General features: G+C 68.8%; 25 protein-coding genes. 18 read left to right on the forward strand and 7 right to left on the reverse strand.

Annotation, left to right across the window (positions count from 1 at the left end; genetic code table 11):
• Positions 1-111: 111 nt before the first annotated feature.
• Complete coding sequence (locus AC3EUV_RS11625; RefSeq protein WP_432141327.1) at positions 112-1,773, reverse strand: protein kinase domain-containing protein; 1,662 nt, start codon at positions 1,771-1,773, stop codon at positions 112-114.
• Positions 1,774-2,087: 314 nt separating this feature from the next.
• Here AC3EUV_RS11625 and AC3EUV_RS11630 point away from each other — a divergent pair, with 314 nt between their 5' ends.
• Entirely contained in the window at positions 2,088-3,665 is a 1,578-nt protein-coding gene (locus AC3EUV_RS11630) for a protein kinase domain-containing protein (protein ID WP_432141326.1), read from the forward strand.
• Positions 3,666-3,680: 15 nt separating this feature from the next.
• On the opposite strand, the gene AC3EUV_RS11635 is transcribed toward AC3EUV_RS11630, so the two are convergent.
• Both AC3EUV_RS11635 and AC3EUV_RS11640 read right to left on the reverse strand, forming a co-directional pair.
• Positions 3,681-4,724 carry a phosphotransferase gene (locus tag AC3EUV_RS11635; protein WP_432141325.1) on the reverse strand — a complete coding sequence of 348 codons (1,044 nt, stop codon included), beginning with the start codon at positions 4,722-4,724 and terminating at the stop codon, positions 3,681-3,683.
• 180 nt (positions 4,725-4,904) lie between these two features.
• Entirely contained in the window at positions 4,905-5,564 is a 660-nt protein-coding gene (locus tag AC3EUV_RS11640; protein ID WP_432141324.1) for a response regulator, read from the reverse strand.
• A 327-nt stretch (positions 5,565-5,891) separates the two neighbouring features.
• On the opposite strand from AC3EUV_RS11640, the gene pdhA reads away from it, so the two are divergent.
• The 5 genes from pdhA to AC3EUV_RS11665 all read left to right on the forward strand — a co-directional run bounded on the left by pdhA (position 5,892) and on the right by AC3EUV_RS11665 (position 10,985).
• Positions 5,892-7,109, forward strand: coding sequence for a pyruvate dehydrogenase (acetyl-transferring) E1 component subunit alpha (gene pdhA / locus AC3EUV_RS11645; protein WP_327225698.1), 1,218 nt, complete (start codon positions 5,892-5,894; stop codon positions 7,107-7,109).
• 3 nt (positions 7,110-7,112) lie between these two features.
• Positions 7,113-8,096 carry an alpha-ketoacid dehydrogenase subunit beta gene (locus AC3EUV_RS11650; protein WP_085923742.1) on the forward strand — a complete coding sequence of 328 codons (984 nt, stop codon included), beginning with the start codon at positions 7,113-7,115 and terminating at the stop codon, positions 8,094-8,096.
• A gap of 23 nt (positions 8,097-8,119) precedes the next feature.
• The gene (locus tag AC3EUV_RS11655) at positions 8,120-9,583 is read left to right on the forward strand and encodes a dihydrolipoamide acetyltransferase family protein (RefSeq protein ID WP_432141323.1); all 1,464 of its coding nucleotides are present in this window, start codon (positions 8,120-8,122) and stop codon (positions 9,581-9,583) included.
• 72 nt (positions 9,584-9,655) lie between these two features.
• Positions 9,656-10,513: an AraC family transcriptional regulator gene (locus tag AC3EUV_RS11660; RefSeq protein ID WP_432141322.1), complete on the forward strand. Its 858-nt coding sequence runs from the start codon at positions 9,656-9,658 to the stop codon at positions 10,511-10,513.
• Positions 10,514-10,562: 49 nt separating this feature from the next.
• Complete coding sequence (locus AC3EUV_RS11665; RefSeq protein WP_435602802.1) at positions 10,563-10,985, forward strand: VOC family protein; 423 nt, start codon at positions 10,563-10,565, stop codon at positions 10,983-10,985.
• A gap of 27 nt (positions 10,986-11,012) precedes the next feature.
• Here the strand turns inward: AC3EUV_RS11665 and AC3EUV_RS11670 are convergent, their stop codons facing one another.
• Positions 11,013-11,189, reverse strand: coding sequence for a hypothetical protein (locus tag AC3EUV_RS11670; RefSeq protein WP_167536116.1), 177 nt, complete (start codon positions 11,187-11,189; stop codon positions 11,013-11,015).
• Between the two features lie 198 nt (positions 11,190-11,387).
• Here AC3EUV_RS11670 and AC3EUV_RS11675 point away from each other — a divergent pair, with 198 nt between their 5' ends.
• The 3 genes from AC3EUV_RS11675 (at position 11,388) to AC3EUV_RS11685 (ending at position 14,460) form a co-directional block, all read left to right on the forward strand.
• Positions 11,388-12,254, forward strand: a complete 867-nt coding sequence (locus tag AC3EUV_RS11675) for a GNAT family N-acetyltransferase (RefSeq protein WP_435602803.1) — start codon at positions 11,388-11,390, stop codon at positions 12,252-12,254.
• 164 nt (positions 12,255-12,418) lie between these two features.
• A complete protein-coding gene (locus AC3EUV_RS11680) occupies positions 12,419-13,102 on the forward strand; it encodes a GntR family transcriptional regulator (protein WP_432141318.1) in 684 nt (227 codons plus the stop codon).
• A 104-nt stretch (positions 13,103-13,206) separates the two neighbouring features.
• Entirely contained in the window at positions 13,207-14,460 is a 1,254-nt protein-coding gene (locus tag AC3EUV_RS11685) for an MFS transporter (protein WP_432141418.1), read from the forward strand.
• Between the two features lie 166 nt (positions 14,461-14,626).
• Here AC3EUV_RS11685 and AC3EUV_RS11690 read toward each other — a convergent pair whose 3' ends face one another.
• Both AC3EUV_RS11690 and AC3EUV_RS11695 read right to left on the reverse strand, forming a co-directional pair.
• Entirely contained in the window at positions 14,627-15,451 is an 825-nt protein-coding gene (locus AC3EUV_RS11690; RefSeq protein WP_432141317.1) for a maleylpyruvate isomerase family mycothiol-dependent enzyme, read from the reverse strand.
• 151 nt (positions 15,452-15,602) lie between these two features.
• Positions 15,603-16,133 (reverse strand): LURP-one-related/scramblase family protein, encoded by a 531-nt coding sequence (locus tag AC3EUV_RS11695; RefSeq protein WP_432141316.1) that lies wholly within the window; start codon positions 16,131-16,133, stop codon positions 15,603-15,605.
• A gap of 64 nt (positions 16,134-16,197) precedes the next feature.
• Here AC3EUV_RS11695 and AC3EUV_RS11700 point away from each other — a divergent pair, with 64 nt between their 5' ends.
• The 8 genes from AC3EUV_RS11700 (at position 16,198) to AC3EUV_RS11735 (ending at position 22,254) form a co-directional block, all read left to right on the forward strand.
• On the forward strand, positions 16,198-16,338 hold the full coding sequence (locus tag AC3EUV_RS11700) for a thioredoxin domain-containing protein (protein ID WP_435602828.1): 141 nt from the start codon (positions 16,198-16,200) through the stop codon (positions 16,336-16,338).
• 19 nt (positions 16,339-16,357) lie between these two features.
• Positions 16,358-17,911, forward strand: a complete 1,554-nt coding sequence (locus AC3EUV_RS11705; protein WP_435602804.1) for a recombinase family protein — start codon at positions 16,358-16,360, stop codon at positions 17,909-17,911.
• Between the two features lie 213 nt (positions 17,912-18,124).
• A complete protein-coding gene (locus AC3EUV_RS11710) occupies positions 18,125-18,361 on the forward strand; it encodes a hypothetical protein (RefSeq protein ID WP_435602805.1) in 237 nt (78 codons plus the stop codon).
• A complete protein-coding gene (locus tag AC3EUV_RS11715) occupies positions 18,358-19,737 on the forward strand; it encodes a DNA primase family protein (protein WP_435602806.1) in 1,380 nt (459 codons plus the stop codon). The genes AC3EUV_RS11710 and AC3EUV_RS11715 overlap by 4 nt, the downstream gene beginning before the upstream one ends.
• Before the next feature lie 224 nt (positions 19,738-19,961).
• Positions 19,962-20,609, forward strand: a complete 648-nt coding sequence (locus AC3EUV_RS11720; RefSeq protein WP_435602807.1) for a hypothetical protein — start codon at positions 19,962-19,964, stop codon at positions 20,607-20,609.
• 84 nt (positions 20,610-20,693) lie between these two features.
• Positions 20,694-20,954: a hypothetical protein gene (locus tag AC3EUV_RS11725; RefSeq protein WP_435602808.1), complete on the forward strand. Its 261-nt coding sequence runs from the start codon at positions 20,694-20,696 to the stop codon at positions 20,952-20,954.
• A complete protein-coding gene (locus AC3EUV_RS11730) occupies positions 20,938-21,399 on the forward strand; it encodes a hypothetical protein (protein WP_435602809.1) in 462 nt (153 codons plus the stop codon). Before AC3EUV_RS11725 ends, AC3EUV_RS11730 begins: the two co-directional genes overlap by 17 nt.
• Before the next feature lie 21 nt (positions 21,400-21,420).
• Entirely contained in the window at positions 21,421-22,254 is an 834-nt protein-coding gene (locus AC3EUV_RS11735) for a phage major capsid protein (RefSeq protein ID WP_435602810.1), read from the forward strand.
• A gap of 88 nt (positions 22,255-22,342) precedes the next feature.
• On the opposite strand, the gene AC3EUV_RS11740 is transcribed toward AC3EUV_RS11735, so the two are convergent.
• Entirely contained in the window at positions 22,343-22,702 is a 360-nt protein-coding gene (locus tag AC3EUV_RS11740) for a hypothetical protein (RefSeq protein WP_435602811.1), read from the reverse strand.
• 445 nt (positions 22,703-23,147) lie between these two features.
• Here AC3EUV_RS11740 and AC3EUV_RS11745 point away from each other — a divergent pair, with 445 nt between their 5' ends.
• A complete protein-coding gene (locus AC3EUV_RS11745; RefSeq protein WP_435602812.1) occupies positions 23,148-24,389 on the forward strand; it encodes a helix-turn-helix domain-containing protein in 1,242 nt (413 codons plus the stop codon).
• The last annotated feature ends 354 nt before the right edge of the window (positions 24,390-24,743 follow it).

Raw genomic sequence — 24,743 nt, forward strand, 5'->3', positions numbered from 1 at the left:
GAGCCTGCCGGAGCACCGGCCGGCCGTAGCACCAGGACAGACGGAAGGGGCCGGCACGCAGTCCGCGTGCCGGCCCCTCCGTCATGTCCGGGAGCCCGTGGGCCGTCGCCGTCAGTCGCTGCGGCCGGTCGAGACGGTCAGCTCGATGGCGTCGTTCTTGTTCGGGTACCACCAGTCGGAGGACGGGCTCTGGTTGGTGACGGTGTTCTTGCCCCAGAGCGAGCTGTCCTCGTGGGCGACGACCTTGTACTTCCAGCCCGCCGCCTCGATGCACTTCTTGACCGAGTCCAGGTTCTTGAAGCGGAACGACGGAACAAGGATCTTGCGCGGGTCGACGGAGCTCTTGGTCGGGTTGGTGCACTCGGACGTCAGGATCGTCGCCGTCTTGTCCTCGGGCCGGACGCTCTCGGTCGGCGAGGCGGTGTCGGAGTACGCCGACGTCGGGCTGAGGTCCCCGCCGTTGTCGTCGCTGGAACCGGCGCTCAGACCGATCCCGATCGCGATCGCGGTGACCACGACGACCCCGATGACCGCCGAGACGACGATCACCGCGCTGTTGTTCTTCCGCGGGGCGGGACCGCCGGCCGACGGCATGGAGGCCGTCACCGGGGGCGGGGTGTAGGCCGCGGGCTGGTAGCCACCGGTATTGAACGGCGCCGGACCCGGAACGGGGCCCGGCGCGGGCGTCGGGTAGGTGTTGTTCGGCGGCAGGGGCGGAGGCGTCGAGGGGCCGAAGGGGGCCGCCTGCGTCGGCTGGTACGGCTGCTGCACGCTCGGCGGGGCCGGGGTGTGCGGGTTGCCGGAGGCGGTGGGGAAGACCGCGGAGGAGACCGACGCACCGCTGGTGCGGGCCCGCGGACCCTCACTGATGATCAGCGGCGTCGAACCGGACTGCCCGGACCCGACGATCCGCAGACACTCGTCCCGCATCGCCTCGGAGGTGGGGAACCGTTCGTTGGGGTTCTTCTTCAGCGCACGGGCCACCAGCGCGTCCACGGCCGGCGGCAGCGAGCTGTTGATGCTCGACGGGACCGGGGGCTCTTCCTGGACGTGGGCGTAGGCGATGGCGAGCGGGGAGTCCGCGTCGAACGGCAGCTGGCCGGTCAGCAGCTCGAAGAGCATGATGCCGACGGAGTAGAGGTCGGAGCGGGCATCCACACCGCGGCCCAGCGCCTGCTCGGGCGACAGATACTGCGGGGTGCCGACGACCATGCCGGTCTGCGTCATGGACGTCACACCGGACTGCATGGCACGGGCGATACCGAAGTCCATGACCTTGACGACGCCGCGTTTGTTCAGCATCACATTGCCGGGCTTGATGTCCCGGTGGACCAGGCCCATTTCATGGCTGACCTCGAGCGCGGCCAGGACATCGGCCGTGATCTTCAAGGCTTTTTCCGTCGGCATCGCGCCATGCTGGGCGACGTCGGTGTCCAGATCGGAGCGCAGCGGCTGCCCCGCGACGTACTCCATGACGATGTACGGCACCATGGCGCCGTCGAGCTCGTCCTCACCGGAGTCGAAGACGGAGACGATATTGGTGTGCGTGAGCTTCGCCACGGACTGGGCCTCGCGGCGGAAGCGCTCGCGGAAGGCCTGCTCGCGTCCGAGCTCGGTGTGCAGCGTCTTGATCGCGACCTCGCGGTCCAGCACGCTGTCGTAGGCGAGGTGTACGGAAGCCATTCCGCCCGCGCCGAGAAGATCACGAAGCTGGTAACGTCCTCCGCCGACCGAACGGCCCTCGAATTGGCCCTGAGCGCCGTCCTGGCTCATCGTTTTGCTTCCCCCTAGGCCGCACTACCCGTACGTATAGCGATCAAAATCTGCAATTTCGCAGCCAAGTCTGCCGCAGGCCTCGGACACGTCAAGCTGTGTGCCCGTTCCGTGACCAGATGTGCAAGATCCCGTCACGGCGGTGCGACCTTTTGGCGCCCGATTACCCCCGGTGAACTTGCGATATTTGGCATCCGGCGGGTGTGATGGCCGGTCCACGACGGACCGGTGGGTGTCGTGGAACCTGTAGCGTGCTCTAGCGAAGACCGATGACCTTACCGCTCTCATGCGGATCGATTCGACGGCGAGGACCGATGGCACCGACGCAGAGCCCCCAGGGCCCGTCCGATCCTCAGGCCACCGGCTCCAATATCCCCGACGCACCGGAGATGTGGGGCAACGGCGGGCTGGTCGGCGATGGCCGCTACCGGCTCACGCGACGGCTCGGCCGTGGCGGCATGGCGGAGGTTTTCGCAGCCGAGGACGTCCGTCTCGGCCGTACCGTCGCCGTGAAGCTGCTGCGTGCAGACCTCGCCGAGGACCCGGTCTCCAAGGCCCGGTTCACGCGGGAGGCACAGTCCGTGGCCGGGCTGAACCACCACGCCGTGGTCGCGGTCTACGACTCCGGTGAGGACCTGGTCGGCGGCAACACCGTGCCGTACATCGTGATGGAGCTGGTCGAGGGCCACACCATCCGCGATCTGCTGCTCAACGCCGACGCCCCGCCGCCGGACCAGGCGCTGATCATCGTCTCCGGTGTGCTGGAGGCGCTGGCCTACAGCCACCAGCACGGCATCGTGCACCGTGACATCAAGCCCGCGAACGTGATCATCACGAACAGCGGCGCCGTCAAGGTCATGGACTTCGGCATCGCCCGTGCACTGCACGGCGCCCAGTCGACCATGACCCAGACCGGCATGGTCATGGGCACCCCCCAGTACCTCTCCCCGGAGCAGGCGCTCGGCAAGACCGTCGACACCCGCTCCGACCTCTACGCCACCGGCTGTCTGCTCTACGAACTCCTCACGCTGCGGCCGCCGTTCACCGGCGAGACCCCGCTCTCGGTCGTCTACCAGCATGTGCAGGACATGCCGGTGGCGCCGTCCCAGACCACCGACGCGGTGCCGCCGGAGCTGGACGGCCTGGTCATGCGGTCGCTCGCGAAGGACCCCGACGACCGTTTCCAGTCCGCCGAGGAGATGCGCGGCCTGGTCCAGTACTCGCTCCAGATGCTGCATGAGCAGGGCGGGCACACCGGCACCTGGAGCACCGGCCCGGTCGCCATGCACGAGGGCGGCCTCGGCCCGGCCATGGGCACCGCGGCCACCACGGCGCTGCCGCACCCCGACGCCGGCCAGACCACGGCGCAGCCGATTCTGTCGCCCGGTATGCGGGACGACGACGGCGGTTTCGACGGCGGACCCCGCGGGACCAAGAGCGGCCGCGGCAAGGTCTGGCTGATCGCGGCGCTGGCGGTGATCGCCATCGCGGTGGGTGTGGCCTTCGCGCTCCAGAACACCGGCGGTGAGGGCAAGAAGCACGAGACGCCCACCTCGCAGTCGCCGACGCCGTCGGAGGACGACAAGACGAGCGAGCCGCCGTCGGAGGAGCCGAGCGCTCCGGAGACCGAGCCCGAGGACACCGGTGACGGCGGCACCTACTCCCAGCCGCCGTCCGAGCAGCCCAGCACGCCGGAGACGTCCGAGCCGCCGACCTCGGAGCCGCCGACGTCGGAGCCGCCGACGTCCGAGCCTCCGACGTCCGAGCCGCCGACCGGCCCCACCGATCCCACCGACCCCACCGGCGGGACCGCTGACGGGGGCACCGCCGACGGCGGCACCGCTGACGGCGGCTCGGACACCGGCGGCTTGACCTCGGGCACGACCGGCTGACGGGCGTCCCCCGCTTCAGCGGGTGAACGCGTTCCGTACGGCCCGGTACTCGCGGGTCCACCAGACGGCCAGGGCGGCCGCCGCCGGGAATTGTGGATCGGTGCGGCGGTCGCCCAGCTGGTAGCGCCAGGTGAGCATCCAGAAGTCGTTCAGCCGCTCCCACCACACCCGGTGGACGGCCGCCGCGAGCTCCTCGGCACCGGCCCCGCACGCCCTGCGGTAGGCGCCCGCGTACGCCGCCACCTTGCCCAGGTCCAGCGTGCCGCAGGGGCGTACGAAGAAGATCGCGGCGGCGCGTACCGCCTCTTCGGCGCGCGGCTGGACGCCCAGCCGGTCCCAGTCGACGATCGCGGTCGGCTCGGTGCCCCGGTAGAGCACATTCAGCGGGTGGAAGTCGCCGTGCACCCAGCCCGCGGGGGGCTCCGCACCCGGGGCCGGCCGGCGGTGCGCCTGCTGCGCCAGCAGGGCCCGGCGCTCCAGCAGACGATGTTCGGCGAGCTCGTCGAAGCTGGTGCGCGGCCGGGCGCCGCGGGCCAGGGCCAGCAGCTCCTCGATCGTCTCGAAGGTCCGCTCGGGGTCGGCGCCGGCGTCCGCGCAGGGTGGCCGGGGCGGGTGCGGCTCGTCCGCCATGACCTCCTCCAGTGCGGTGTGCACCAGCCCGAGCAGCGCGCCGAGCCGCCGGGACTGGTCGCGGGTCAGCGCGGCGCCGCCGAGGTGGCGGCCTTCGACCCAGGGGTGCAGCGCGTAGCAGCGGCCGTCGAGGACCGTGACGGTGCGGCCGTCCGTATGGGCGATGGGCGGGGCGACCGGCAGCCCCAGCGCGGCGAGGCGGTAGGTGGCGCGGTGCTGGCGGGTGAGGGCTGCGTGGTCGCCGTCGAGGTGGTGCTTGAGGAAGTAGCGGCCGCGGGTGGTGGCGAGGAAGTAGCCGTGGTTGAGCAGGCCCTCGGCGACGGGTTCACAGGACAGCGGCGCACCGGCTCCTGCGTAGTGGCGGAGCAAAGATCCGAGGGTGTCTCTGTCGGGCGTCGCCGCCGTCCGGACTACAGATGAGCGCAGCACGCGCCAGATGTTAGATCAACTACGCCCGTCGGAGTGGGTGTGCGGGAAAGCCTTACGCAGAGTGCGCACAGCGGCGGATGGCACCCCGGTTTACGTTTCGGCGGAGCTTGCCGATGGCATTGGCCGCAGCGCCTCCGCGGCATTCTGCGCCGGGGTGCGCGCCGTCATTCCGCGGGCTGTTCAGTGCCGTTCCGCCTGCATTCGGGCGACATAGGCGGCGGCCTGGGAGCGGCGTTCCATTCCGAGCTTGGACAGCAGACTGGAAACGTAATTCTTGATCGTTTTCTCGGCGAGATGGAGCCGTTCGCCGATGGCGCGATTGGTCATTCCCTCGCCGATCAGATCGAGGATCCGGCGCTCCTGGTCGGTGAGGCTCGCCAGCCGGTCGTCGCCCTTGGCGGCCTTGCCGTCGCGCAGCCGCTCCAGCACCCGGGCGGTGGCCACGGGGTCGAGCAGTGACTTCCCGGCCGCCACCTCGCGTACCGCGGAGAGCAGTTCGTTCCCCCGGATGGCCTTGAGGACATAACCGGACGCACCGGCCATGATCGCATCGAAAAGGGCTTCGTCATCCGCGAACGAGGTGAGCATCAGGCATTTGATGTCCTCGTCCTGCGAACGGATCTCGCGACAGACCTCGACTCCGCTCCCGTCGGGCAGCCGGACATCGAGCACCGCCACGTCCGGACGGGTCGCCGGGATCCTGACCAGGGCATCTGCGGCGGTGCCGGCCTCGCCGACCACCACGATGTCCTCCTCGACCGAGAGCATTTCGTGGACGCCGCGCCGGACAACTTCGTGGTCGTCGAGCAGGAATACCGTGATTTTTCCGTCTTCGCGCACCCACCCAGTCTCACACATCAACTCTTCCCGTGCTCCAGGTCACCGATATAACGTGCCGTTGTCCCGGCGGCCTGCAACGCTGTGACCAGGAGTTGTTCCAAACCTTTGCGATTTACTTGGAAATCCAAGCAAAATCGCAGGTCAGCGCCGTTTCCACTTCGGCTTTGACAATGGGTAACGTGCAATGAGCAGGCCACTGTCCGGGAGCTTTGTTCCACCCGGAGCCGGCCGCGATCGCACACACCCCGTGCGCCGTATCGGATACCGGGTGAGCCGCAATACGGCCACCGGCGGACCCCGGGGGCCGGACAGACGGAGGAGCAGCACGTGACCGTGGAAGGCACTGCGCAGCGGAAAAACGCCCGCGGCAGCAGCAAGCGCACCACCGCCAAAAAGGCGACGTCGGCAAAGAAGGCGTCCCCGGCCAAGGCCCGGAACTCCGGCCGGCCCGACGAGGCGGAGCAGGATCAGCTCGTACAACTGCTGACGCCCGAAGGCAAGCGGATCGAGCACCCGGATTACTCGATCGACCTTTCCGCCGAAGAACTGCGCGGCCTCTACCGCGACATGGTGCTGACGCGGAAGTTCGATGCCGAGGCGACCACCCTCCAGCGCCAGGGCGAACTGGGCCTGTGGGCCTCGCTGCTGGGCCAGGAGGCCGCTCAGATCGGCTCCGGCCGCGCGCTGCGCGATGACGACTACGTCTTCCCGACCTACCGCGAGCACGGCGTGGCGTGGTGCCGCGGCGTCGACCCGACGAACCTGCTGGGCATGTTCCGCGGGGTCAATCACGGTGGCTGGGACCCAAACAGCAACAACTTCCACCTGTACACGATCGTCATCGGCTCCCAGACGTTGCACGCGACCGGCTATGCGATGGGTGTGCAGAAGGACGGCGCGGATTCCGCGGTCATCGCCTATTTCGGTGACGGCGCTTCCAGCCAGGGTGATGTCGCGGAATCCTTCACGTTCTCCGCGGTCTACAACGCCCCGGTCGTGTTCTTCTGCCAGAACAACCAATGGGCGATTTCCGAACCCACCGAGAAGCAGACCCGGGTGCCGCTCTACCAGCGCGCCCGCGGATTCGGCTTCCCCGGCGTACGGGTCGACGGCAATGACGTACTGGCCTGTCTGGCGGTGACCAAGGCGGCGCTGGAGCGGGCGCGCACCGGTCAGGGCCCGATGCTGATCGAGGCGTTCACCTATCGCATGGGCGCGCACACCACCTCCGACGACCCGACGAAGTACCGGGCGGACGAGGAGCGGGTGGCCTGGGAGGCCAAGGACCCGATCCTGCGGCTGCGGACGTACCTGGAGGCCGAGGGCCTGGTCGACGAGGCGTATCTCGCGTCGATCGACGAGGAGCGCGAGGCCCTGGGCAAGCGGGTCCGCGATGCCGTACGCGCCATGCCCGACCCGGACACCATGGCGATCTTCGAGAATGTCTATGCCGACGGGCATGCGCTCGTCGATGAGGAGCGCGCGCAGTTCGCCGCGTACCAGGCGTCGTTCGCCGACGCCGATCTTGTCGCGGAGGGGAACTGATCCATGGCCGTCTTCGAGAAGATCACCATCGCCAAGGCGATCAATGAGTCGCTGCGTGCCTCCATGGAGGCCGACCCCAAGGTCCTCGTCATGGGCGAGGACGTCGGCAAGCTCGGCGGCGTCTTCCGGGTCACCGACGGACTTCAGAAGGACTTCGGCGAGGACCGGGTGATCGACACCCCGCTCGCCGAGTCCGGCATCGTCGGCACCGCCATCGGCATGGCGCTGCGCGGCTACCGCCCGGTCGTCGAGATCCAGTTCGACGGCTTCGTCTTCCCCGCCTACGACCAGATCGTCACCCAGCTCGCGAAGATGCACGCCCGCGCGCTGGGCAAGGTCAAGGTGCCGGTCGTCATCCGCATCCCGTACGCGGGCGGCATCGGTGCGGTCGAGCACCACTCCGAGTCCCCCGAGGCGCTCTTCGCGCATGTCGCGGGCCTCAAGATCGTTTCTCCCTCGAACTCCTCCGACGCCTACTGGATGCTTCAGCAGGCCATCGCGGGCGACGACCCGGTCATCTACTTCGAGCCCAAGCGCCGCTACCACGACAAGTCGCGGCTGGACACCGAGTCGATCCCGGACCCGCTGCACAAGGCCCGGATCGCCCGGACCGGCTCCGACCTCACGCTGGCCGCCTACGGTCCGATGGTCAAGGTCTGCCAGGACGTCGCCAATGTCGCGGCCGAGGAGGGCAAGTCGCTCGAGGTCGTCGACCTGCGCTCGCTCTCCCCGATCGACTTCGACACCGTGCAGTCCTCGGTGCAGAAGACCGGCCGGCTCGTCGTCGTCCACGAAGCCCCCGTCTTCTTCGGCGCCGGTGCCGAGATCGCCGCCCGGATCACCGAGCGGTGCTTCTACCACCTGGAGGCCCCGGTCCTGCGGGTCGGCGGTTTCCACTCCCCGTATCCGCCCTCCCGTCTGGAGGACGAGTACCTTCCGGGACTGGACCGGGTGCTCGACGCCGTTGATCGTGCGTTGGCGTACTGAGGGTTTGAGGAGAGTTCGTGACCATGACTGCAAGTACCGCCAACGCTCAGCGCTTCCGCGAGTTCAAGATGCCCGACGTCGGCGAGGGGCTGACCGAGGCCGAGATCCTCAAGTGGTACGTCCAGCCCGGCGACACCGTCACCGACGGCCAGGTCGTCTGTGAGGTCGAGACCGCCAAGGCCGCCGTCGAGCTGCCCATTCCCTACGACGGGGTGGTGCACGAGCTGAACTTCGGCGAGGGCGTCACCGTCGACGTCGGCACCGTCATCATCTCCGTGGACACCGACCCCGGTGCCGGGCCCGCCACGGCACCGGCCGCGGTCCAGGCGCCGCAGGAGGCCGCCCAGGCCGAGGAGGAGGCCGAGCCGCAGGGCCGGCAGGCGGTGCTGGTCGGCTACGGCGCCGCGCCGTCCTCGACCAAGCGCCGGGCCCGCAAGCCCCAGCCGGGCGTTCCGGCCCAGCCGGAGCCCGTGAGCGCCGCGCTCCAGGCGGAGCTGAACGGGCGCACGGCGCCCGCACCGGCCGCCCCGGTGGCTCCGGTCGCGAACGGCACGAGTGCCGGATCCGCGGGCCGGCCGCTGGCCAAGCCGCCGGTGCGCAAGCTGGCCAAGGACCTCGGGATCGATCTGGCGACGATCGTCCCGAGCGGGCCGGACGGCATCATCACCCGCGAGGACGTGCACGCGGCCGCCGCCCCGGCAGCGGCTCCGGCCGCACCGGCCGAGGCTCCGGCCCCCGTCGCCGAGGCGGTCGCCCCGGCGGAGACCGGCGTCGTGCACGCCGCCGCCCGTGAGCGCCGGGTGCCCGTCAAGGGCGTACGCAAGGCCACCGCTCAGGCGATGGTCGCCAGCGCCTTCACCGCGCCGCATGTCACGGAGTTCATCACCGTCGATGTGACCCGCACGATGAAGCTCGTCCAGGAGCTCAAGCAGGACCCGGACATGGCGGGGCTGCGGGTCAACCCGCTGCTGCTGGTCGCCAAGGCGTTCCTGGTGGCCCTCAAGCGCCACCCGGAGGTCAATGCGGCCTGGGACGAGGCGCGGCAGGAGATCGTCTACAAGGACTATGTGAACCTCGGGATCGCGGCGGCCACCCCGCGTGGGCTGATCGTCCCGAACATCAAGGACGCCGGAGTCAAGACACTGCCCCAACTCGCCGCGGAGCTGGGCGATCTGGTCGCCACCGCCCGTGAGGGCAAGACCTCACCGGCGGCGATGACCGGTGGCACGGTCACTGTCACCAACGTCGGCGTCTTCGGCGTCGACACCGGTACGCCGATCCTCAACCCGGGGGAGTCGGCGATCCTCGCCTTCGGCGCGGTCAAGCTCCAGCCGTGGGTCCACAAGGGCAAGGTGAAGGCGCGCCAGGTCACCACCCTCGCGCTGTCCTTCGACCACCGGCTCATCGACGGCGAGCTGGGCTCCAAGCTCCTCGCGGATATCGCGGCGGTGCTGGAGCGGCCCAAGCGGCTCATCACCTGGGGATGAGCCGGAATGCGGGGCCGGGCGGTTCGGAGCGGCGTTTCACGTGAAACGCCGCCTCGGGTCCGCGCCGGCCCTGTGGACGAACAGTCGTGGGTCCGCCCCGCGCCGACGCTCCGGCCGTACGTCAGCGAATACGCCGGATACCGGCAGGCCGGGCTGCTGCCGGCCCGCCACCGTGGGCTTCCCTCACCCCGGCTGACCCTGATCTTCACCCTCGATGAGCCGCTCACGCTGGCCGGCCACCCGGACCCCGGGCAGGCCCCCGGCACCTACGACACCCTCATCGGCGGTCTGCACACCCGCCCCGCGCTGATCGACCACCAGGGCCGCCAGTCCGGCATCCAGATCGGTCTGCATCCGCTGGGCGCCCGCGCCCTGCTGGGGCTGCCGGCCGGTGAGCTGGCGAGCCTCGACCTCCCCGCGGAAGCCGTCCTCGGACGGTTTGGCGCGGACCTCGGCGAGCAACTGCGAACGGCCCGCGGCTGGCCGGAGCGGTTCGCGCTGCTGGACGCCGCTCTGTTGCGCCGCCTGTCACGGGAACCGGGCGGCCCGGGCTCCGGACCGTCGCCCGAAGTCGTCCGCGCCTGGCAGCTGCTGGCGTGGTCACGGGGCGCCGCACCGGTCGCCACGCTCGCCGAGGACGTCGGCTGGAGTGCGCGCCATCTGACCGCCCGCTTCCGGCTGGAAACCGGTCTGACGCCCAAGACCGCCGCCCGGGTCATTCGCTTCGACCGGGCACGTCGGCTGCTCGGCGCCGAGGCCCGTACCGGCCGCCCACCGCTGCTGGCCGATCTGGCCGTGCGCTGCGGCTACTTCGACCAGGCCCATCTCGCCCGGGAGTTCCGCTCGCTGGCCGGCTGTCCGCCCAGCCGGTGGCTCGCCGAGGAGTTCCGAAACGTCCAAGCCGCCGGGGACGCCGTCGGGGAACGCTGAAGTCGGCGGCCCACCGGGGGCCACCCATCGCCCCAGGAGGTCCGGCGCCATGCCCGAGAACCAGTCCGACACCACCCCCGCCCCCCAGGTATGGCCGACGCTGCGGGCCCGTGACGCCCGTGGACTGATCCGTTTCCTGGTCGATGCGTTCGGCTTTGAGGAGACCGTGGTCCACGGGGAGGGCGAGCGCGTCGAGCACGCTCAGCTTCACTGGCCGGAGGGCGGCGGCATCATGCTCGGCTCCGTCAGGGAGACCGAGGACGACCGCTGGCCGCTGCGCCCCGGGACGTTCGGGGGCTATGTCGTCACCGACCGCCCCGACGAGGTGTGTGCCCGCGCCAGAGCTGCCGGAGCGGAGATCATCGAGGAGCTGACCGATACCGACTACGGCTCGCGGGAATTCGGTGCCCGCGATCCCGAGGGCAACCTCTGGTCGTTCGGTACGTATCGCGGTGAGCCGCGCAAGGTGTGACCGGGCCGCGCGCGACCGGCGGGCCGGTCAGCCGCGGATGAGTTCCACCGCGCGGCTGAAGTGGCCCACCGGCCCGGCCGGACCGGAGCCGTCGGCGCGTGCGGCGCCGCGGGTCAGGGCGATGCCCGCCCACAGACCGGCGACGATCAGTGCCAGCACGACGGTGTTCCGCGTACGACGGCCGGCGTTCGTCCTGGGCTGCATGGTCCACTCCCCCTTGGGTGTCGGAGCCTCCCCGGCTCCCTGTCTCTATTCACCCATGAGATTCGCCGCGGTCCGTACGCGGCAGGTAGGGACTCCTGTACGACTTGAGGTGGACCCGACATCCGCCTGGAGTTTCCCTTCCGCCGGTGCCCGGGAAAGGGTTTGCCGCGGTCGGCCGCGCTGTTTACGGTCGGCGCAATGAGCAGCGAAATGATCATCCGGCCCTATCGCCCCTCCGACCAGGACGTGGTCACCGATCTGTGGTCCCGGGCCGCGCGCGAGGCGCACCCGTTCCTCGACGGGGAGGGCGCGGGCGAACGGGCCCGCCTCCTCCGTGAGGTGTACCTCGTCCAGGCGGAGAACTGGGTGGCCGAACGCGAGGGCCGGGTCATCGGACTGCTCGGACTGCTCACCGGCCGGCCTGGGGACGGGGACCGGCCCGGGACCGAGGTCGGCGGGCTGTTCGTGGCGCCGGAGGCCCAAGGCGGCGGAGCCGGGCGGGAGTTGCTGGAGCATGCGGCGGCCCGGCACGGCGCGCTGACCCTGGAGGTCTTCGAGGACAACGGCCGGGCCCGCCGCTTCTACGCACACCTCGGGTTCACGGAGCGCGGGCGGCGGACGGACGAGGAGACCGGCCATCCGCTGATCGCCCTGGAGCGCGGCGCCCCGCTGAAGTCGGTGAGCTGGCTGCATCTGCGCGAGGGACGGCTGCTGAGCGTACGGACGCGCGGGAACGACACCTTCTATCTTCCGGGCGGCAAGTACGAGCCCGGCGAGACCGCTCGGGAGGCGCTGTCGCGCGAGCTCGGTGAGGAGCTCGGCCTGGTGGTGCCCGCCGAGGAGCTGTCGGAGGCGTTTGTCATCCATGCCGTCGCCCACGGGAAAAACGGGCGCCGGCTGCATATGACCTGCTTCACGGGTGGGCCGCAGGACATCGCACCGGCCCCCGGCCGGGAGATCGCCGAATACGCCTGGTTCGACCGGCAGGAGGCGCGGGAGCGCTGTGCCCCCGCCCACGAGCAGGTAGTGAACCGATTGGTCGCACAGGCGCTTATGCCGGGCTGAGCGCACCGCCGGGCGGCGGACGGGCCGGGGCGCACATCGGGCGCTGACCGGCCTACCGCCGCCATGACGACCCCATAACGCCGCCACCAGCGAAAACGTGACCCTCCTGTCCGCATCACGGACTGCGGTGTCGAACGCATACCTGTTGTATCTATCCTGTGCGCATGCCCTCAGCGTCCACGCCCACCGCGCCTGCCAGAGAGTCCGCCACCAAGCAGCCGCCCGCCGCCGAGCGGGTCTACGCCCATATCAAGCACGCCGTCCTGGAGCGCCGCTATGAGGGCGGCATGCTGCTCACCGAGGGCGAGCTGGCCGACGCCGTGGGGGTGTCGCGGACACCGGTGCGCGAGGCGCTGCTGCGCCTGGAGGTCGAGGGGCTGATCAAGCTCTACCCCAAGAAGGGCGCGCTGGTGCTGCCGGTCTCCGCGCAGGAGATCGCCGATGTCGTCGAGACCCGGCTGCTGGTGGAGAAGCATGCCGCGGCCAAGGCGGTGCCCGCGAGTGAGGCGCTGGTCTGCGAGCTGACCGAGCTGCTGGAGACAATGCGGGAGCAGGCCGCGTCCGGCGATCTGGCCGCCGTGTCCGTCACCGACCGCGCCTTCCACGCCGCCATCGTGCGCAGCGCCGGCAACCAGATCCTGGACCGGCTCTATGAGCAGCTGCGCGACCGTCAGCTGCGGATGGGTGTCGCGGTGATGCATGCCCATCCGGACCGGATCGCCAAGAACATCACCGAGCACGCGGAGATCCTTGAGGCGCTGCGCGCCGGTGACGCGGACGCCGCGACCGATGTCGTGCAGCGTCACGTCAGCTGGGTGCGCAACCTCGCGCAGGGGGACGTGCGATGAGCGCCGGCGGCGGAAGCGCCGGTGGCTCGGACGGCACCGGCGGCTCCGGCATAGGCGGCGCCGCCCGCCTGATGCCCGCGGACCCGCCCGGCGGCCGGCGGGCGATGGCGGTCTGGGGCATCGGCGTCGCGGTCTACTTCGTCGCGATCACCTACCGCACCAGCCTCGGCGTGGCCGGGCTGGACGCCGCCGACCGCTTCCACATCAACGCCTCGGCGCTGTCGACGTTCTCCATCCTCCAGCTGCTGGTGTACGCGGGGATGCAGATCCCCGTCGGTCTGCTGGTCGACCGGCTCGGCGCCAAGAAGGTGCTGACGCTCGGCGTGGTGCTTTATACCCTCGGCCAGTTCGGCTTTGCGCTCTCCTCGTCGTACGCCATGGCGCTCGGCTCGCGTGCGCTGCTCGGCTGCGGGGACGCGATGACCTTCATCAGTGTGCTCCGGCTGGGCGCCCGGTGGTTCCCGGCCCGCCGCGGCCCGATGATCGCTCAGATCGCTGCGCTGGTCGGCATGGCGGGCAACCTGGTCTCCACGCTCGTCCTGGCCCGCTTCCTGCACTCCTTCGGCTGGACCCCGACCTTCGCCGCCAGCGCGGCCGGCGGCATCGTCGTGCTGATCGTGCTGCTGCTCTTCCTCAAGGACCACCCCGAGGGCTTCGAGCCGCCGCCCGCGTCGTCCGCCCACACCGGCGCCGGCTTCGTGCGCCGGCAGATCGCGGACGCGTGGCGGGAGCCCGGTACCCGGCTGGGCATGTGGGTGCACTTCACCACCCAGTTCCCCGCGATGGTGTTCCTGCTGCTCTGGGGCCTGCCGTTCCTCGTCGAGGCGCAGGGGCTGTCTCGCGGCACCGCCGGTGAACTGCTCACCCTCGTGGTGCTCTCCAACATGGCGGTCGGGCTGGTCTACGGCCAGGTCATCGCCCGCCATCACGCGGCCCGGACCCCGCTGGCACTGGGCACCGTGGGCGCCACGGCGCTGATGTGGGCGCTCGTGCTGGCCTGGCCGGCCGATCATGCCCCGATGGCGCTGCTGATCGTGCTGTGTACGGTGCTGGGCGCCTGCGGCCCCGCCTCGATGATCGGCTTCGACTTCGCGCGGCCCGCCAACCCGCCCGAGCGCCAGGGCACCGCCTCCGGCATCGTCAACATGGGCGGCTTCACCGCCTCGATGACGACCCTGCTCGCCGTCGGTGTGCTGCTGGACGCGACCGGCGACAACTACCGGATCGCCTTCGCCTCGATGTTCGTCCTGGAGGCGCTGGGCGTCTCGCAGATCCTGCGGCTGCGCCGGCGTGCGGCACGACGCGAGCGCGAACGGCTGGTCGTCAGCCGGGTCGAGGCAGTTCACGTGCCGGCCTGAGGCGGCCGAGCGGTCGGCAGCCGGGTCCGTTTCACGTGGAACGGACAGGGCTGTTTCACGTGAAACGGCTCATACTCCGGGGCCGGCTCTCGTTCTCCGGCCGACTGACGGGCAGCGGCGCGGAGCGGCGGAGACCCGCCGGGACGCCGTCCGCCCACCCCTGGTGCTACGGCGTGACCGCGAAGTGGTCCAGGATCGCCGCGGCCAGTTCGGCATCGCCGTCGATCTTGATCTGCTCGGCGACGGCCGACGGACGCACCCGGCCGCAGGCCAGCTGGTGGAAGGTGTCCCAGTCCAGGGCGAGCGTCACGGTCGGGCCGAGCGAGACACTGCCGTCGATGGTGGCCTTGCCCTGGGCGTCGATACGGACCGTCCGCAGGAATTCCAGCGGTCCGCTGACATCGAAGACCACCGCTGAATCGGCGGGCGCCTGGGCCCGCTTGGCGACGATGCCGGGCAGCACCTTCACCAGCAGATCGCGCGTCACATGCGCGCCGGGGGAGTCGAGATTGCCGGGCTTGCCGAGCGCCCGGCGCAGATCCTGCTCATGCACCCAGACATCGAACGCCCGCTGCTGAAGCACGAATTCCAGCGTACGGTCCTCGCCGAGCGGGCTGCGCACCTCGGCGTCCGGCTGACGGGACTCGTTGCGCAGCTGCCGGGAGCGGCGGATGACGGTGTACTCGAGCTCGCTGAGCATCTCCGGCGCGGTGTGGTGCCGGCGGACGTCGACCTGCACCTCCATACGTCGCGCCGACTCGCTGCGGACGTGGTAGAGATCGCGCGGCAGCGTGTGAATCGGCCGCGGGTCGCCCAGCATTTCGCATTCCAGGCCGATGACATGGGAGACCACATCACGCACGGACCATCCTGGAAGGCCCGTCGCCCTGCTCCACTCGCCTTCGACGAGCGGAGTCACCAGCTCGGTTATCGCTTCTATGGAGTGAGTCCAGGCATCGATGGAGGACTGAAGGCTGGGATGGACGGTCACGGGACCCCTCGGACGGTTCGTACGCGGGCTGCTGTCTGTGCAGTTAAGTTACGCTGCGCACGGGCACCCCGGCAGTGCTTTCGGACGACCATCGTAGGCCGATGTTTCCCGGCCGCAGAGGGGTGCGCCGTACGCCCGGAACGCGTGCTTCTCAGTCCTCCCCGCGCTCCCGCTCCGCCAGCCGGATCACACACACCGCGATGGCGATCAGCAACGCCGGATCCGCGTCCTCCCGGACGACGTTGACCGCGTAGGTGTCGCGCATGGTCAGCCAGCGCCGCGAGATCTCGGCGAGCAGTTCGCCGTCGTACTCGATCGCGAACTCCCGGTCCATGATCTTTCCGCTGACGTCCAGCTCGGTGCCGTCCACCAGCTCGACGCGGTAGTGGTTGCGTAGCAGCGAAAGCCGCTTGCGCCGGATCGTGGCCAGCGGCTCGTCGCCCCGCTCGATGGTCATCGTGTCGCGCAGGCTGAGCATCTTCTTGCGGATGGTGATCAGCACCCGCCGCTCAGGGTCCTTCAGCTCGAAGGTCTCCCGCAGCCGCAGCGCCTTCCCGTCCACCAGGTAGGCATGCCGGCCGTGCTCGTCCTCGATCCAGTAGTCGTCACCGATGCCGAAGATACGGTCACGTACCACGTACTTGCCCGTGCGCGGGGACGCGTCCCCGGGAGATTGCTGCATGGCTGAGGTGTTCCCCCCGGCCCCTGCGGAATGCGCATGCACCGGAGTGACGTTGAATGTCCACATGGCTTCACGTGCACGCGTCCGCGCCCCCGAGCTGACCGGCAAGGGCGGCTGGCTGAACACCGGCAACAAGGATCTGACCCTCTCCGACCTGCGAGGACGCATTGTCGTCCTGGATTTCTGGAAGTCCTGCACACTGTAAGGAACTTCCGGGAGGGGACGTGCACCACCACACGTTTGCTGATCTCTACCTGCGGCTCTCGCTGGACAGGGACGGGAAGACAGCAATCGAGCGCCAGCAGCACGACTGCGAGGAGTGGGCCAAGCGGAACGGGCTCTCCATACGACAGGTGCACATCGACCGTGGACGCTCCGGATACAAGCACGTCACACGCAAGGGGTTCGACGCCGCCAAGGCCGCCTTGGCTGCGGGCGTGATCGGAACGCTGATCGTCTGGAAGCTGGACCGCCTGTCGCGCAAGGGCATGGGGGAGATCGGGCTCCTGCTGGACCAGCTCGACAAGGTGGGTGGCCGGCTGATCTCCGTCGTGGACGGCTTGGACTCCAGCAAGCCGAACGCCCGTCTGATCATGGCCACACTGTCGGAGCTGGCCCGTGCAGAGTCCAAGACACTTGGCGAACGCGTCGGCCATGCGAAGCAGTATCTCCGGGGCCAAGGCCGGTGGATCGGCGGGCAACCCCCGTACGGGCTGATGATCGATCCGACGACCGGACAGCTCACGCCCGATCCTGAGACAGGTGTCTACGCGCGGCTCATCGCAGATGAGGCCCTGGCGGGCGTCCCGCTCGTCAAGATCGCCCGGCTGCTGAACGAACACGAGATCCCTGGGCCCCGTGGCGGACTCTGGCAGGTCAACACACTGTCCCAGTTACTCAGGAGCCCCGCTTTCGCCGGACTGCTGCCCGAGACCGAGAAGGTGTGGGACGACACGCGGGGAGAGTGGAAGTACACGGGCGTGGTCCGGCCGTACCGAGATCCGGAGACACGGGAGACCGTCAGTGTTGGCGACGGAATCATCACGGTCGGCGAGCGAGGCAAGATCCTCCAGCTCATTGAATCGCGCACGCGCTACGGGAAAGGCGGGGAGAAGCTGCCGCGCCGCGACCCGTCCCACCTGCTGACTGGTCTCCTGTTCTGCGGAGTCGAGGGATGCGGGGTACGGATGAGCTTCTCCGGCAATTCCTACGTCTGTCAGGGGGTCCGGCTCGGCCACTCCTGCCCCGGCGCCCGCGTGCTGGCCTCCCGTATCGAGTTCGAGGTCACTCAGGGGTTCCTGACCCGGATCCCTGCTCTTGAACCGGGACACCCGACGCTTGAAGCGATAGCGGACCGGTGGTTGCACAGGGAGGACCCGGAAGCGTTCGCCCAGCGCGACACCGTAGAGACGGAGATTGCGGACACCGAGGGCCAGCTCTCGGACCTCGAAGAAGCCAGGTACGTCCGGGGAGAATTCAGCGACTCGAACGGACCGGAGCGCTACGACCGGATCGCGGGCAAGCTGCGGAGCCGACTCCTCGGGCTTCAACAAAGGCTGACGGAGCTTCCTGTTCCCCGTGCCAACATCGGCATCCTGCTGGACGGCGTTGAACTGAAGGATGCGTGGAAGAGCGCCGATGACGACACACGCCGTGGGTTGCTGAGCCTGGCTATCGACCGTGTGACTGTGACCCGCGCTGATTACCAGGGCCAGCGTTTCGACCCCGAGAAGCGCATGAACATCGAGTGGGCTGAGAAGAAGCGCGCATCTGCCTGACACCAGATCCCAGCGGTCACAAGGGCCCGTTTCTCTGCGGAGAGCGGGCCCTTCGCCTTGTCCAGCCACGGGCCCGTCACGGCTTCTGTCACCGCCCCCAGATAACTCCAGTGAGAGGACCCGCGAAGGCGTCGTGACGCCTTGCGTGAACCCGTTGCGCTCCCTCTATGGGTGAGGACCGCAACGGACCCAGCCTGAGACAGGAAGGCCGACATGAGCGAAACACCCACCCCCGCCGCGCAGGCGCACGCGCGCATCACAGCTCTGATCAAGTGGCTGGAATCCCTGGTGGATGACCTGAGGTACTGCGACGACATCAGCGTCTTTGAACCGATCTTCAAGGACCCGTATCCGCAGAGCGAGGGCACCGTTCGCAAGCCGCGTCGCAGCGCGGGCGGTCGTGATGCCTACCTCGCTGCTGTGACCGGACGGCGGGAGGGCGGCGCATGAGCCTGGCCACGCCGGAGATCGCACCGGAGGTTCTGCCGTCGCTGACGCTCAACGACGGCACGGACGTGGACCGGGCTAAGTTCCTTGCTGAGCAGGTCGCTGGCCGGCTGATCTACGTGGAGGGGCCGGGCTGGTATGCCTGGGACGGTCGGCACTGGGTCAACGACTCCACCCGCGACTCGGTGGCCCGCAGCATGGTCCATGAGGTGTCGGACCGTCTCCTGGCCTACGCCGCCAATGGCGGTGAGAACGCCTACATAGATGCGGCGCGTGCCCTGCGCACCTCGCGCTGCATCACGGCGGCGCTGACCGAGCTCCAGTCGATGCCGGGCATCCGGCATCGCGTGGACGAGTTGGACGCCCACCCGAACGTGATGGTCTTCCGCAACGTGGCGGTGAACCTGGTCACCGGTGAGTGGTACCACCACGACCCGACACTGTTGGTGACACGGCTGGTCGATGTGGACTACCAACCCGCTGCGCAGTGCCCGCGATGGGAGGCGTTCTTGGAGTCCAGCCACCCGGGCGATGCGCAGATGCATACCTTCCTACAACGCCTGGCCGGGTACGCGATCACCGGGTATACGCGGGAGGAGTGCCTGGCGTTCTTCTACGGCTCCGGCCGCAACGGCAAGGGCGTGTTCACCGAGACCCTGGGCAAGGTGTTCGGGGCGATCACCACGGCGCAGGAGGCGGAGTTCTGGGAGAAGCAGCGCCACGGCCGTAACGGCTCCTTGGTCGCCAAGCTCCATGGGGCCCGTCTGGTGCTGTCCAGCGAGATGACGGACGCGCGCCTGGACGAGGCGTTCATCAAGCTGTTCACGGCCGCTGACCGGATGACCGCGAACCAGAAGTACAAGCCCGCCTACGACTTCACCCCCACCGGTCTGCTGATCATGTCCGGGAACGACAAGCCGACGATCCGGGGCACCGATGACGGGATCTGGCGGCGCTTTCGGTGTGTGCCATGGGACGAGTCGTTCGTGGGCCGTGAGGACCCGGGACTGAAGGAACACCTGGCGCAGGAGGCCGAGGGTATCGCCGCGTGGGCGGTGCGCGGGGCCGTGGACTGGTGGCGGCACGGGCTCAACGAGCCCGAGCGCGTCACCCTGGCCACGGACGAATATCGCCAGGAGTCCGACCCGTTCGCCGACTGGGTGGAAGCCAATTTCCACGCCGAGGCGGGCGGATTCGTGACCAGCGCGGAGATCAAACAACGCGGCGAGGCACAGCAGCCCCGGCTACCGGGCCGCCCCCAGGCGTGGTCCAAGGCGATTGCCCGCCACTTCAGCGCCGAGACCGGCAAGCAGGGCGGCAAACGCGGAGTTGTCGGCGTGAGCGCAAAGCAAGCCGACATCTTCGGCCAGCCCGCGTAACCCCCTGCACCCCCGCAGCGGCAGCGCAGCCCAGAACGCCCAGGACACGTGGACACCTGAAGTGTCCATTTCCCAGACCTTTCCCCATACGCGCGTTGGAGGAGGTTTCGGCAACCAGCGCCGAAGGCGTCCGGGGCGTCCACCTCGCCGCTTCGGATAACCCCACATCGAACCTCAAGGCTCGCTGCTCTCCGGCGGGCCTTTCGCATGTCCTGGAGAAAACCGTGGCGATAGTGCCGCCCAAGCTGTACGCCGAACTGGCCCGTCGCGCCGAGCAGGAATATGGCGTCCCGCTGATCGCGGACGGACAGGAACATCACTACGACCCGGCGTCGCAGGAGGACGCCATGAGCTACGTGGCGTGGTCCGGCGTCACCGATGAGAGCGCCGAGGGGATACGTGCCGACCACCGGGCTGTGTCGGCACGCGGCGACGACCTGCACGGCGGCGCCTTCCACCCGCTGAGGGGCACTGCCCCCAACCCGGCACAGGGCAGGGACCGCGAGCAGATCCGCCGTGCCGGGCGGCGCCTGGACTTCGCTCAGCCCTACCCCGAGGTGACGGTGACCCGCATGGACCCCCGCCTGCACGCGGCTCTGCTGCGGCAGCGGGAGGAGCGCGTCCGCGCCGACACGGAGCCGCGCCGATACGAGACGGCCGGCGGCACGGTCACCCTGGCCAGAGGCGTCAAGCACTACATCGCCGACTGCTTGGAGTGCGGGCACGAGTTCACGGTGCGGCGCCCGGCCTCGCAGCGGCGTAAGTGGCCGACCGTGTGCGACGGCTGCAAGACCGAGCGAAGGCGGCGTTTCGCCGCCGAGCGGGCCCGGCGCTACCGCCAGAGGAACCGGGCCCGGGACCGGGCCGCGTAACGCAGTACCTACAGGGGTGGAGCGGGGCAGCCGCCACGTATCGGCAACCTGCTTCGCCCCAAGCCCGCACCAGTAAGGAGCCCCATGGACGCACACGAGATCCGCGATCACCTGAACCTGACCCGCTGCTACATCGCTGCCCTGTCCGACCTGGTGTGGTCGGCATCCGAGATCCGTGACGCCACGACGCTGCGCTACTACGCCGACAAGCGCCAGCAGGCCGCGCATGACCTCAAGGCCCGCGCCATCTGCGGCCAGCGTGACGGACTGCTCACCGCCCAAGACGTCGAGCGCGCAATGTCCCCGATCAGCAGTCTGGAGGACGCCCTTGTCTTCACCGACTGAGCCGACACGCGGCCCGGACTCGGCCCCGGAGCCCCAACCTCAGCAGGACACGGGGACCGACAGCCCGTCGCAAGCCATCCCGGACTCGGCGGCCGATGACGGCGCTCGGATAGCCGAACTCACGGCCCGCATTGCTGAGCTGGAGCAAGAGAAGACGGCACGGGAGCGGGAGGACTCGATCAAGGATCTTGCCCGGCGCTACCCCTACATGACCCCCGAAGTCTTGCGCACGTTCGGCAACGTCCCCACGGCGGAGATGGAGGGAAGGGCCCGCATTCTGAGCGCCGCTATCCATGAGCGGGATAACGGAACCGCTCCCGGACAGGTCCGCCTCGGCCGTGGCGGCCTCAGCCCGAACGAGAGCCCCCGACCGACCAGTTGGGCGGACGCGTTTCGGCGGGCCCGCGAACAGCGCCGCAACGGTCACCATTTCGATGAACTCTGAGGAAAGGAAAGCTAGTTGAGCATGTTCACTACCGCCCCCGGTGCCGGAGGTATCACCCCTGATCAGTACGCGGCGCTGATCGTCCAGCCCGTACAGGCCGGCTCGGTGGCGTTCCAGATCGCCACCCAACTCACCACCGATGCCACCCGCACCCATCTGCCGATCGTGCAGGAGGATGCGGGCGCGGCTTGGACCCGGGAGGGCGACGAGATCCCTGTGGAGGACGCCACCCTTGGCGAGGAGATTGTCACTCCTGCCAAGGTCGCGGGCCTGACGGTCGTCTCGTCCGAACTCGCGGAGGACTCCAACCCACAGGCCGCGCAGATCGTCGGGGACGGTCTGGCCCGCTCCATAGCCCGCCAGGTGGACGCAGCATTCTTCGGTAGCCTGCCCGCTCCGGCGCCGCGTGGCCTAGAGGCCGTATCGAGCGTCAGTACGGTGACGGCGGGCAAGAAGTGGGCCAACCTGGATCCGTTCCTTGAGGCCATCGCCCAGGCCGAGACAGCTGGCGCCACGTTGACCAGTTTCTCCGCGCACCCCTCCGACGCGCTGGCTCTGGCCCAACTGAAGGAACAGACCGGAAGCAACAGGCCGTTGCTCGGCTCGGACCCGACCACGCCGACACGTCGTGTCATCGCAGGCGTCCCGTTGCATGTGTCCTCAGCGGTCACCCCGGGCACCGTATGGGGTCTGCCGAAGGACCGCGTGTTCGTCGTGCTGCGGCGTGACGTGAAGGTGGACCTGAGCGCGGATGCGTACTTCCAGTCCGATCAGGTGGCGGTACGCGGCACCATGCGTGTCGGGTTCGGCTACCCGCACCCCGCAGCGATCACGAAGGTGACGCTCACTGGGTAGCCCCTGGGGGCATGCCCCCTCAGCCCGTCACGCCGGATCGCAAGCGTTTAGCAGCTCGGATTCTGTACGGGTTTCCAGGTTCCTGGTCTCAGACATGTCGCCGTGCCTCCCGCTGAACAGCGCTGACGGCAGTGTCAAGATCGGTGAGCATCTGGTTGGCGACCTGAGTCTCTGCCGGTGACAACTGGGCGCGTTGGACGTCAATCAGCCACTCATACAGTTGGTCCTTCAGCGCCATGGCGTGTGCCATGGCAAGTGTGGTGTCGATGACGAACCGCTCCGGGCCCTCCAAGGCAACGGTGACGAGATGCTGATCCAGCGAGTCGAATAGGGTCCCAACGTCGCTCAAGCGGTCCAACATGGCTGAGCCCTGTGCCGCCACTCCTGCGGGGCCGCGCACGATGATTGATTCCGTGCAGGTGGCGAGGTGGCGCCGAAGCGCATGCATGTCCGCGAGGAAGCCTGCGTATGCCTGCCTTCGGGCCTGCTTCTTGTGTATTCGCTCCGAGGATCTGGCGGTGAAGAATGAGCCTCCCCACGTCCCCAGTGCGCCCACCAGTGCGCCCAGTAGGGCCGCAACTCCCTGATCCATTAAGCCCCCGGTAGTGATCAGATCATCACGGCCACCTTACGGGAGGTGACACCATGCCGGGCCCGTCCCGAAGCGATCGGACCAGCGCCAACGGCGCAACAAGAGCAACGGCCCGGAGCTGGTGAAGTCCCCAGGTTGAGCGGCCCCGTCCCGTGCATCGGCAGGTATGAGACGGGGCTTTCGCATGCAGTTCCCCGTTCAGCCGGCGGGCGGAGGTATTGGCCCCACCGGTCCGGATTGACGGATCCGCGTTGTATGGCTACGGGACGGGCATACGCTGGACAGGAGGGGACGGTGACTCATGTCCACAGGGTTGGCTGACAACGTCAGGAAGTACCGCCGTACGGCCGGGCTGAGCCAAGAGGGCTTGGCCGAAGCGGCGGATCTCTCCCTGAGTACCGTTCGCAAGGTGGAGCAAGGCGGGCACGTCAGCATGGAGACTCTTGCCGCCCTTGCTCGCGCGCTCGGGGTCAGTACGTCGGCGCTGTTCGCCACGGAGGCGCCAAAGTCCGTACTCAGTACGCAGGATGAAGCGAACCGCCGCTACCTAGCAGAGCTGCGAAAGGCTCTCATGCCTGCCGTGGGGCTCTCTGCACCCTTGTCGGACTCTGGGGAGGCTGGAGAGCTGCCCGCGCTTCGTAGGGGCGTACAGGAGGGGCACGCGCTCTACTGGGCTGACGAGTACGGTGCCGTTGCGAAGCGGCTTCCCGCGCTCCTGCGTAGCTCTGAGGCGGCAGTGACCGCCCTTGAGGGAGAGGAGCAGCAACACGCGATGATTGCGAGGTGTCACGCGCTGCTGCTCACAGGCAAGTACCTGACTCAGGTGCGGCAGTACGACATGGCGTATTACGCACTCGTGGAAGCCATCAGGCTTGCCTGTGAGACTGGACAAACTCAACTGGCATCAACGGGAGTTGTGGGGCTGTGCTGGTTGCTGCTGAGGCAAGACCGCTTTGACGAGTGCGAACAACTCGCAGCACAGACGGCAGCGGAGATTGAGCCTCGGTTGTCCCAAGCAAGTCCCTCGCACCTTGCCGTGTGGGGCGAACTGTGGCTCAGGGTCGCGTCAGCGTCGGTGCGAAATAACCGCCCGGACGTGGTGCAGGAAGCCCGCCGATTGGCGGGCACGGCCGCTAGCGCGCTCAACACAGAAGATGAGAGCTTCCCCCAGCACTGGGGAGGCTTCGGCCCCGTAACGGCGGAGATGAAGGCCGTTGAGGATCTGTCCCTTGTGGGGGACGCGCGGGGCGTTCTGCGCCGTGCGGATGACGGAATCCTGAGTGACAAGGCTGTGCGCAACTTCGGCAGGCCGACGGCCCCTAACTGGGGTCGACACCGTCTGGACGTCGCCCGCGCTCACGTCCTGCTCGGGTCTCACCAGGACGCCATGGACGAGCTGTCTCAGCTCCGCCGTTCGTCGGGTGAGTGGCTGACTCATCAGCCCATGGCCCGGTACGTGATGGCAGACGTTCTCAAGACACGAAAGCGAACGCTGACCCAAGAAATGCGCGGTATGGCGGCTCATCTTGGCGTCGCCGGATAGGTGCTACGCATCGTGGTAGTTCGGCAGTCGCGATCGCTGAACTACCGCTCTGTGCACGTGGATTGCCCCCCGTTCCTTTCGTACGGTCGCTGTACCAATTCAGCGGACTGAGGGGGCCGAGGTGACGCAGAGAACCGAGGGTGACCGGCAGCGACGGCGCAATCTTGCCGACGCAGCGTCAGGCGCACCGCCCCGGTTGCTGCCGTGGGCCAAAGACGGGAAGACGTGCTACCTGAGCACGGACGGCGGATCGAACAGTGTCCTCTCCCGCCTCGCTGACGACATGGAAGACGTCCAGCTTGACGTGGGCACGGAAGTCTTGGAGCAGTCGCGCCCCATCCTGGCCAATCCCAT

Source organism: Streptomyces sp. bgisy130 (assembly GCF_057708345.1).